Here is a 493-nt window from a genome sequence, read left to right as displayed (position 1 = left end):
GCGCCAGCGATTTGAAACAGCCGAAGAATTCCTGCTGGCGCTGGAGCGCGGCGCAAGCCGCCCGCTAAACGCACCCATGGCGACACCGCTGATGCAGCGGGACCCCACCGCCATCTGGAAGGTGGCGTTGGGCGTGTCGGTGCTGCTGAATATTCTGCTGGTGTACTGGCTGCTGTTTTTGCCGAAATAGCCTACGCTGCCCGAAGCGCGCGCAAGATGTGCGCAAGGCTAGACAAAGCCCCCTCAGGCCTCTGTGCGCCTTGGGCCTGAACAATCGCGCCGTCTATGGCTAGCGCCATGGCCTGTGCGTCCTTCTGTCGATGCCTGGATGGGGGGAGCAGCGTGGCCACCGCTGCCGCCATGCTTTCCTTGTGCGTACGCGCAATGTCAATCACTTCGGGCTGGGTTCCGCCCAGCTCCGCCACACTGTTGATAAACGCGCAGCCTCGAAAGCCATCGTCTTCAAACCACTCCCGCAGCACAGGTACCAGGG

At 62.5% G+C, this 493-nt stretch carries 2 pseudogenes; one reads left to right on the top strand and one right to left on the bottom strand.

Features of this window, described 5'->3' with window-relative positions:
- Window positions 1–190, top strand: a pseudogene (locus AC1D1Y_RS26265) (bifunctional protein-serine/threonine kinase/phosphatase); the annotation flags it as partial.
- A 1-nt stretch (window position 191) separates the two neighbouring features.
- Here the strand turns inward: AC1D1Y_RS26265 and AC1D1Y_RS26260 are convergent.
- Window positions 192–493, bottom strand: a pseudogene (locus AC1D1Y_RS26260) (TetR/AcrR family transcriptional regulator); the annotation flags it as partial.

The organism is Polaromonas sp. P1_G1 (genome assembly GCF_056405595.1).
The sequence above is the reverse complement of the archived record's forward strand: the minus strand, read 5'-3'. Positions and strand labels throughout refer to the sequence as shown.